Origin of the sequence: Macromonas bipunctata (genome assembly GCF_002837135.1) — a bacterium.
GTDB lineage: Bacteria > Pseudomonadota > Gammaproteobacteria > Burkholderiales > Burkholderiaceae_C > Macromonas_A > Macromonas_A bipunctata.
Window position 1 is genome coordinate 1 of record NZ_NWBQ01000079.1, and the last position, 8,708, is coordinate 8,708.

Here is an 8,708-nt window from a genome sequence, read left to right on the forward strand (position 1 = left end):
GGCGTTGGCGGTCATGGCCACGATGGGCAGGGTCTGGTGCTCGGGGCACTGGCGCAGCTGGCGCGTGGCCTGCACGCCGTCCATCACCGGCATCTGCATGTCCATCAGCACCAGGTGGTAGCCGTGGCCGGGGCGGCCAAGCACGGCCACGGCCTGCTCGCCGTTGTCCACGCCATCGACGCTGGCGCCTTCGCGGCGCAGCATTTCCTGCGCCACTTCCTGGTTCATGGGGTTGTCCTCGACCAGCAGCAGGCGCAGGCCCGCCAGCCGCTGCGACGTGGCCGCCGTGGCGCGCGGGGCGACGCCGTGGCGTTGGCGGGCCACGGCGTCGCGCACCATGGCCGCCGTGACGGGCTTGACCAGCACCACCGCCGCGCAGTCGGCAGGTGCCGGGGCAGGCAGGTGCTGCGGGCTGAGCACCACGCACACCGGCAGCGGGCGCGGCGCGGCGTGGGCCTGCCATTGCTGCAGGCACTGCTGGCGCAGCGCATCCAGCGTGGTGTCGGGCAACTGGGCGTCGAGCAGCACCGCGTCCAGCGCACCGCCAGCGGCCAGGTGCGGCGCGAGCCAGGCCAGCACCTCGGCCCCGCTGGCCACGGCCTGCACCTGCCAGCCCAGCGCCCGCAGCGCAGCGGCCAAGGTCTGGCGCGTCAGCGTGTGGCTGGCCACCAGCAGCACCGACAGCGGCGGCTCATGCGGCGCCCCGGGCTGGGGCCATGCAGACGCAGGTGCAGGGGCGGCCTCGGTGCTGGCGGCCGGGCACGGCGAGGTGAGCTCGCACCAGAAGGTGCTGCCCTGGCCGGGCTGGCTCTCCACCTGCAGCTCGCCGCCCATCAGGCGCACCAGGCGCTGGCTGATGGCCAAGCCCAGCCCGGTGCCGCCAAACTGGCGTGCGGTCGAGGCCTCGGCCTGCGTGAAGCCGCTGAAGATGCGCTGCTGCTGCTCCGGCGTGATGCCGATGCCGCTGTCCTGCACCTCCAGGCGCCAGCGCACGCCGTCGGGGCTGCGCTGCAGCACACGCGCGCGCAGCACCACCGCGCCGCGTTCGGTGAACTTGATGGCGTTGCCGCACAGGTTGATGAGCACTTGCTTGAGGCGCAGCGCATCGCCCACCAGCACCGGCGGCAGGGCGGGGTCGAGGTCGAACACCAGCTCCAGCTCCTTGGTGCCCAGCGTGCTGGCCAGCAGCGTGGACAGGTCGCGCCACAGCGGCTCCAGCTCGAACGGGGCCGGGTCGAGCTGCATCTTGCCCGCCTCCACCTTGGAGAAGTCCAAGATGTCGTTCAAGATGCCCAGCAGCGACCTGGCGGCGTGGCTGGCCTTGTGGATCCAGTCGGTCTGCTGGGCGCTGAGGTCGGTGTAGCCCAGCAGGCGCAGCATGCCGATGATGGCGTTCATGGGCGTGCGGATCTCGTGGCTCATGTTGGCCAGGAACTGGCTCTTGCTGCGCGAGGCGGCATCGGCGGTCTCCAGCGCGCGCTGCAAGTCGGTGATGTCGATGCGGAACGTGACGTGAAAGCCGTCGGGCGTGGTGCAGTCGGTGATGCGCAGCCAGCGCCCGTCCGACAGGCGCTCGATGCGCTCGGACTCGGATGCGCGAAAGCAGAGCAGCCGCTCGGCCACCCACGCGTCCACGCGGCCCACGGCGTCGGCGTACACGCCCTGCTCGCCGATGCAGCGCACCACGTCCTCGTAGCGCACGCCGGGCCACAGGAATTCGGTGGCGCTGGGGTAGGTTTGCAGGAATTTCTCGTTGCAAAACACCAGCCGCTCCTGCGGGTCGTACAGCGCAAAGGCCTCGCCCAGCGCGTCCAGCGCCGACAGCAGGGTGCGCTCGCTTTCCTGGACGCGGCGCTGTGCCGCCACCAGGCTGGTCACATCCTGCGCCGCTCCCAGCAGGCGCAGCGGCTGGCCAGGCAGCCGCTCGGGCTCGCCCACCAGGCGCACCGCGCGCTGCTGGCTGCAGGGCAGGCGCACGTTGACGGTGACATCGAACGGCTCCTGCGCGTGCCAGACGTTGGCAAAGGCGGCGCGCAGCTCGTCGCTCAGGTGCGGCACGGTGTAGCCGGGCACCGTTTCGGCGTCCACGGCGGGGTCGGCGGCTTGCGGCGCCACGCCCAGCAGCTCCATGCACTGGGCCGACAGGTACAGGCGCTGACTGGCCACGTCCAGGAACCAGCCACCTACCCCGGCCATGCGGCCCGTGTGTGCCAGCATTTGCTGGCTGGCCACCAAGGCTTGCTGCGCGCGCTTGTGGGCGGTGATGTCGGTGCGGATGGCCAAGTAGCCCGAGAGCTGGCCATCGGCCTCGAACAGCGGCGCAATCAGGCTGTCCACCCAGTACAGGCGGCCGTCCTTGGTGCGGTTGCAGATCTCGCCGCGCCACGGCTGGCCTTGGCGCAAGGTGCGCCAGAAGGCGGCCCAGAAGGCGGCGTCGTGCACGCCGGAGCTGAACAGCTTGTAGTTCTGGCCCAGCACCTCGGCCTCGGTGTAGCCGCTGATGTGCAGGAACTTGTCGTTGACGCCCACGATGCGCCCGCCGGTGTCGGCCTGCGACACGATGGCCAGCTGGTTGAGCGCGGCAACGAGGTTGCGGTTCTGGTGCAGCGTGTGCTCCAGCGCCTGGTAGGCCTGGCGGGCGCGCTCCAGATTGGTAAAGATCAGCACAAAACCGTCAAAAGCCCCGTCCGGCGTGTGCACGGGTTGCCAGTCCAGGTGCACCCAGTGGCGGCTGCCGTCCTTGTGGCGGATCGGGCCTTCCTGCTGCAACGGAGTGCGCTGGCGCAGGGCGATGTCGGTGCGCGCCTGGATGGCGGCGTCGGTCTCGGGCGCGCGCAGCAGTGGCACCACGGGCTGGCCCACGGCCTCGACGGCGCCATAGCCGGTCTGGCGCACAAAGGCGTCGTTGACCCAGGTGACGCGGCCGTCGGCGTCGGTGACCAGCGCCGGGTTGTTGGAGTAGCGCGCCACGCGCGACATGAGTTCCAGCTCAGAGGCCAGCGGCTTGGCGCGCACCCCGTCGCGCTGGCGCAGCCGCAGCACGGCCCAGGTCAGCAGCGCCAGCAGCACGGCGCTTAAGGCCGCCAAGGCCACGGTCAAATCGGCGGGGGGCACCATGCCTGCGTACAGCGTCAACGCGGCACCAGGCGCGCCACCTCCGCCTTGAGCACCGCGCTCGACAGCGGCTTGGTGACGAAACCGTCGGCCCCGGCGCTGCGAAAGTGCTGCTGGGTGTCGGCGCTATCGTGGCCCGAGACCATCAGCACCGGCAGGCGCGGCAGGCGGCGGGCCTGCTCGCGCTGGCGCACCGCCTTGAGCGTGCTCAGGCCATCAAGCTGGGGCATCAGCACATCGAGCAGCATCAGGTCAAAGCTTTGCTGCTCCAGGATGGCCAGCGCCTTGTTGCCGTCGGTGACCAAAGCGCCGGTGTGGCCCAGTTCGCGCAGCAGGCGTGCGGCAATGCGCAGGTTCATGGCATCGTCGTCCACCACCAGCACGCGCAACACACGTGTGGCGGATCCGGCAGCAGGGGCAGCGGTGGTAGTCATGCAGCAACAGAATGATAAAGAATTGTGCGCTCCATACTACCACCACCCAGCCTCAGCCAGCGCGCTTGGCCAGCACTTCAAACGCGGGCAGGATTCTGCCTTCCAGCACTTCCAGGAACGCGCCGCCGCCGGTGCTGATGTAGCCCACGTCGTTGGCGATGTCGAACTTGGCAATGGCGGCCAAGGTGTCGCCGCCACCGGCGATGCTGAAGGCCTCGGAGTGTGCAATTGCCGACGCCATCATCTTGGTGCCACCGGCAAACTGCGGGTACTCGAACACGCCCACCGGGCCGTTCCAGACGATGGTGCCCGCGTGGGCAATGATGTCGGCGAGCTTGGCCGAGGTCTTGGGGCCCACGTCCAGGATGCGGTCGTGCGGGCCCACCTCGTCGGCGCTGAGGCGGTTGGCGCGCGCCAGGATCGACACCTCGTCGGCCACCACCACATCGACCGGCAGCGGCACTTCGGCACCGCGCGCTTTCATGATGTCCATGACTTGCTGGGCTTCGCGCACCATCTCGGGTTCGGCCAACGAATCGCCAATGCGCTTGCCCGCCGCCAACAAGAAGGTGTTGGCAATGCCGCCCCCCACAATCAGTTGGTCCACTTTGGTGGCCAGGGTCTTGAGGATGGACAGTTTGGTGCTGACCTTGGAGCCTCCCACAATCGCCACCAGCGGACGCTTGGGCTCCAGCAAGGCTTGGGTCAGCGCGTCCATTTCGGCGGCCAGCAACGGGCCAGCACAGGCCACCGGGGCGGTTTCGGCAATGCCGTAGGTGGTGGCTTCGGCTCGGTGGGCGGTACCAAAAGCGTCGTGAACAAAGATGTCGCACAACTTGCCGAGCTTGGCGGCCAGTTCGGGGTTGTTCTTCTTTTCGCCTTTGTTCAAGCGGCAGTTTTCCAGCAGCACCACCTGGCCAGGCTGCACCTCAAAACCACCATCGACCCAGTTGCTGATGAGCGGCACCTCGCGGCCCAGCATCTTGCCCAGGCGCTTGGCCACCGGGGCCAGCGAGTCCTCGGGGCGGAACTCGCCTTCGGTGGGGCGACCCAAGTGCGATGTCACCATCACGGCGGCACCGGCGCCCAGCGCCAGCTGGATGGCGGGCAGCGAGGCGCGAATGCGCGTGTCCTCGGTGATGTTGCCTGCGTCGTCCTGCGGCACGTTCAGGTCGGCGCGGATGAACACGCGTTTGCCCTGGGCCTGGCCACTGGCACAAATGTCGGAAAAGCGGAGGAATTTCATGGCGTAGTCTCAAAAAATGCAACAACAAGAACCAGGGCCGGATTGTAGAAGTCCCGCCCGGGCACGCCGCAAAAAAGTGGCCCCGGCGTGGCGCCAGCCCAGGGCGCGGCGGGCGCGGCGTGATACAACGCGGGGTTTTGTTTTTTTCACCCGCCCCGCCCCATGAAGAACAGCACCTTGCTGGCCGCGATTGACCTCGGCTCGAACAGCTTCCGGCTGGAAATTGGCGCCTACCGCGCCGGCCACATCGAGCGCGTGGAGTACCTCAAGGAGATGGTGCGCCAGGGCGCGGGGCTGGACGCGCAGCACCAGCTCAGCCACGAGGCCATGGTGCGCGGCTGGGACTGCCTGGCCCGCTTTGCCGAACGGCTACGCGGCTTTGCGCCGCCGCAGGTGCGCGCCGTGGCCACGCAGACGCTGCGCGAGGCGCGCAACCGCGACGCCTTCCTGGGCCCGGCACAGCAGATCCTGGGCTTTCCGATCGAGGTGGTGTCGGGGCAGGAGGAAGGGCGGCTGATCTACCAGGGCGTGTCGCGCCTGCTGCCGCAATCGGACGAGACGCGGCTGGTGGTGGACATTGGCGGGCGCTCGACCGAGCTGGTGCGCGGCCAGCGTTACACGCCGCTGCAGGTGGAGTCGTACCACGTGGGCAGCGTGTCGTGGGCGCTGCGCTACTTTCCGGATGGCGCCATCAGCGCCGAGGCCATGGCCACGGCACGGGTGGCGGCGGTGGCGGTGCTGGACGAGGCCATGCAGACCTTTGGCCCGGGCGGCTGGGACACGGCCTATGGCTCCTCGGGCACCGTGGGCGCGGTGGCCGAGGTGCTGGCCGCCAACGGCTACCCGGACGGCCAAGTCACGCGCGACGGGCTGGACTGGCTGGTGCAGCAGATGGTGGCGGCAGGCCACACCGCGCACATGGGGCTGGCGGGCATGCACACCCAGCGCCGCCCCGTCACCGCCGGCGGCGTGAGCGTGCTGTTGGCGCTGTTCGATGTGCTGCAGCTGCAAGCCATGCACAAGGCCAACGGCGCCCTGCGCCAGGGCGCACTGTACGACCTGATCGACCGCGACAGCGAGGCCACCGACGTGCGCGCCCACAGCGTGGCGCGCCTGCAGCAACGCTACGGCGTGGACCTGGCCCAGGCCCGGCGCGTGGATGCGGTGGCGCAGCAGCTGCTGCAGCCACTGGCCGCGCACACCGCCCTGCCCCACAGCCACGCGCACAAGCTGCACTGGGCGGCGCAGCTGCACGAGCTGGGGGCCTACATCTCGCACGAGCACGCGCACCGCCACGGCGCCTACGTGCTGGAACACGCCGACGCGCCCGGCTTCACGCTCGACGAGCTGCACCACATGGGCCAGCTGGTGCTGGGCCAGCGCGGCAACCTGCACAAGGTGGACGCGCAGCTGCTGGCGCAACCGGCCTTCCGGGCGCTGCTGCTGTGCCTGCGGCTGGCGGTGCTGCTGTGCCACGCCCGCCACACGCCCGCGCTGGATGGCCTGCACCTGCACCCCGCAAGCGTCGCGTACGGCCTGAGCACCCGCCCCGGCTGGGCGCAACGCTACCCGCAGTCGGCCTGGCTGCTGCAGCACGAGGCCCTGCGCTGGCAGCGTGCGGGCTGGCCGCTGCAGCTCACGCTGGCCTGAGCCACCGACCCGCAATATCCACACGCCACCCCAGCATCAGCCCGGCAGCTTGCGGTAGATGGAGGGCGCCAGCGGCTGCACACCGGGCACGATGTCGGTCAGGCTCTCGGAGTGCCCCACCAGGAAATGCCCGCCCGGCTTGATGGCGGCCAGCACGCGCGAAGCCACCTCGCGCTTGGTGTCCTGGTTGAAGTAGATCATCACGTTGCGCAGGAACACCACATCGAACGCGCCCACCGGGGGCAGCGGCGCGTTGAGGTTGATGTGGCGGAAGTTGACGCGGCGGCGCAGCGGGTGCTTGATCAGCAGCGTGTCCAGGTACTCGTAGCCGCCCTTGAGGCAGAAACGCTTGAGGTAGTGGCCGGGGATGTGGCGCGCGCGCTCCAGCGGGTAGTGCGCCCGCTGCGCCCCTTGCAGCACGCGGGTGCTGATGTCGGAGCCCATCACCTCCCACGGCGTGGCATCGCCCAGGCAGTCGGCCAGCACCATGGCGATGCTGTAGGCCTCCTCGCCGCTGGAGCTGGCCGCGCTCCAGACCCTAAACGGCTGCGCCCGTCCGCGTGCGCCCAGCGCCTGCTGGCGCAGGAAGTCGAAATGCTTGGGCTCGCGGAAGAAGTAGGTCTCGTTGGTGGTGAGCAAGTCCACCGCCACCTGCACCTCGGCCGCCTGGCCGGGCCGCTGCAGCAGGGCAAAGTAGTCGCGGTAGCTGTGCAGGCCGTGCAGCGCCAGCCGACGCGCCAGCCGGTTGGCCACCAGCGCCTGCTTGGTGCCCGGCAGCGTGATGCCCGCCATCTCCAAGATCCAGCGCTGGAACAGCACAAACTCGGCCTGCGAGATGGGCACCGGCGGCGCACCCGGGGCTGGCACGGCGCGGCCACACAGTACGGGACTGGAGCTGGACATAGGCGTCAGCGGCGTGGGCACTGGCACCGGGTGCCGCAGACGGCACGACAGGCGACGCAGCAGATGCGGTGGGCGCGGCGCCAGCGTCCAGGTGGGCGCGCAGGCGGTCCAGCAGCGGCAGGCCTTGCGCCGCCAGCGCGGGGTCGGCCTCGGTCTGGCCAGCGGCCACGCCTTCGATCAGCGCGCCAATGTGGTCGCCGCACGACAGCAGCAGCGCCACCAGCGGCGCGTCCAGCGCCACGCGGCCATCGCGCACGCGGTCCAGCACACTTTCAGCCACGTGCGTGAAGGCCACGATGTGGTGCAGGTTGAACAGCCCCGACGAGCCCTTGATGGTGTGCGCGGCCCGGAACACGGCGTTGATGAGTTCGGCTGGCTCGTCCGCCGCCGACAGCGCCAGCAGCGCGGCTTCCATGTCCTGCAGCAGCTCCCGGCTCTCGGCCAGGAAGATGTGCAGGGCTTCTTGCATGTCCATGCGCGGGCGGCCGCTCAGGGCAGGCAGAGCTTTTGCACCGCACCCAGCATCTGCTCGGGCTGGAACGGCTTGAGCATCCAGGCCTTGGCGCCGGCGGCCTGGCCCTCCTGCTTCTTGCCCGCGTCGGACTCGGTGGTGAGCATCAGGATGGGGGTGAAGCGGTAGCTGGGGTGCTGCTTGAGCGTCTTGACGAACGTGATGCCGTCCATCTCGGGCATGTTCACGTCGCTGATGATGAGGTGGACCTTCTGCCCGGTGAGCTTGCTCACGGCGTCCTTGCCGTTGTGGGCCTCGATCACCTCGTAGCCGGTGCCGCGCAGGGCGATGCCGACCACCGTGCGCACCGAAGCCGAATCGTCCACCACCATGATGGTTTTGCTCATAGTCTTTCCCTGTAAGTGATGCCAAGAAGAACGGGGTCTTCTCGGGCCACTCTAGCCCGGATATTTCACCGCAGTCCACCCCGTCGTCTCTTTTGTCACTTTGATGCCTGAAGAGGGGTCGCTACGGGTCATTGCCGTGAGCCAAAGGCACGCACCCGCGCGCATCGGCCCTGTCAGGACGCAGCGACCCCCACCCCGGCTTGGGTTGCGGGCCAGTTTTGTGTCATCGCGCCGGCCAGGCGCTGTCGCGGCGTTCAGGGCGAGCGCAGCTGGCTCATGGCGTGCGCGAAGATCGGTGCGCTGGGCCAGTGCGAGGCCAAGTACAGCCGGATGCGCCGTGTGTTGCGCGTGACCACTGCAGCCACCTTGAGCAGTCTGATGCGCAGGGTATCGACCTGAGCTGTTGCCAGTGCGGTGCCCTGCAGGGCCAAGGCGCGCAGCCGCTCGATGAGCACGTAACCCAGCGCCGACAGCAGCATGCGCAGTTGGTTGGAGTGCAACAC

General features: G+C 69.2%; 7 protein-coding genes and 1 pseudogene. 1 reads left to right on the forward strand and 7 read right to left on the reverse strand.

The window, feature by feature from the left end; genetic code table 11:
- The 3 genes from CON76_RS11210 to CON76_RS11220 form a co-directional block, all read right to left on the reverse strand.
- On the reverse strand, positions 1 to 3,135 hold a 3,135-nt coding region (locus CON76_RS11210), incomplete at its 3' end, for a PAS domain S-box protein (protein WP_145995433.1).
- A complete protein-coding gene (locus tag CON76_RS11215) occupies positions 3,132 to 3,548 on the reverse strand; it encodes a response regulator (protein WP_101103438.1) in 417 nt (138 codons plus the stop codon). The genes CON76_RS11210 and CON76_RS11215, both read right to left, overlap by 4 nt.
- 52 nt (positions 3,549 to 3,600) lie before the next feature.
- Positions 3,601 to 4,794 carry a phosphoglycerate kinase gene (locus CON76_RS11220; RefSeq protein WP_101103439.1) on the reverse strand — a complete coding sequence of 398 codons (1,194 nt, stop codon included), beginning with the start codon at positions 4,792 to 4,794 and terminating at the stop codon, positions 3,601 to 3,603.
- Positions 4,795 to 4,956: 162 nt separating this feature from the next.
- Between CON76_RS11220 and CON76_RS11225 the strand changes: the two genes are divergently transcribed.
- Entirely contained in the window at positions 4,957 to 6,444 is a 1,488-nt protein-coding gene (locus CON76_RS11225; protein ID WP_101103440.1) for a Ppx/GppA phosphatase family protein, read from the forward strand.
- A 36-nt stretch (positions 6,445 to 6,480) separates the two neighbouring features.
- Here CON76_RS11225 and CON76_RS11230 read toward each other — a convergent pair whose 3' ends face one another.
- The 4 genes and pseudogenes from CON76_RS11230 to CON76_RS11245 form a co-directional block, all read right to left on the reverse strand.
- The gene (locus CON76_RS11230) at positions 6,481 to 7,347 is read right to left on the reverse strand and encodes a CheR family methyltransferase (protein WP_101103441.1); all 867 of its coding nucleotides are present in this window, start codon (positions 7,345 to 7,347) and stop codon (positions 6,481 to 6,483) included.
- Between the two features lie 202 nt (positions 7,348 to 7,549).
- Positions 7,550 to 7,822, reverse strand: a pseudogene (locus CON76_RS13720) (Hpt domain-containing protein); the annotation flags it as partial.
- 14 nt (positions 7,823 to 7,836) lie between these two features.
- Entirely contained in the window at positions 7,837 to 8,205 is a 369-nt protein-coding gene (locus tag CON76_RS11240; RefSeq protein WP_101103442.1) for a response regulator, read from the reverse strand.
- A 254-nt stretch (positions 8,206 to 8,459) separates the two neighbouring features.
- The coding region (locus CON76_RS11245; protein WP_205758194.1) for a transposase at positions 8,460 to 8,708 on the reverse strand (249 nt) is incomplete at its 5' end.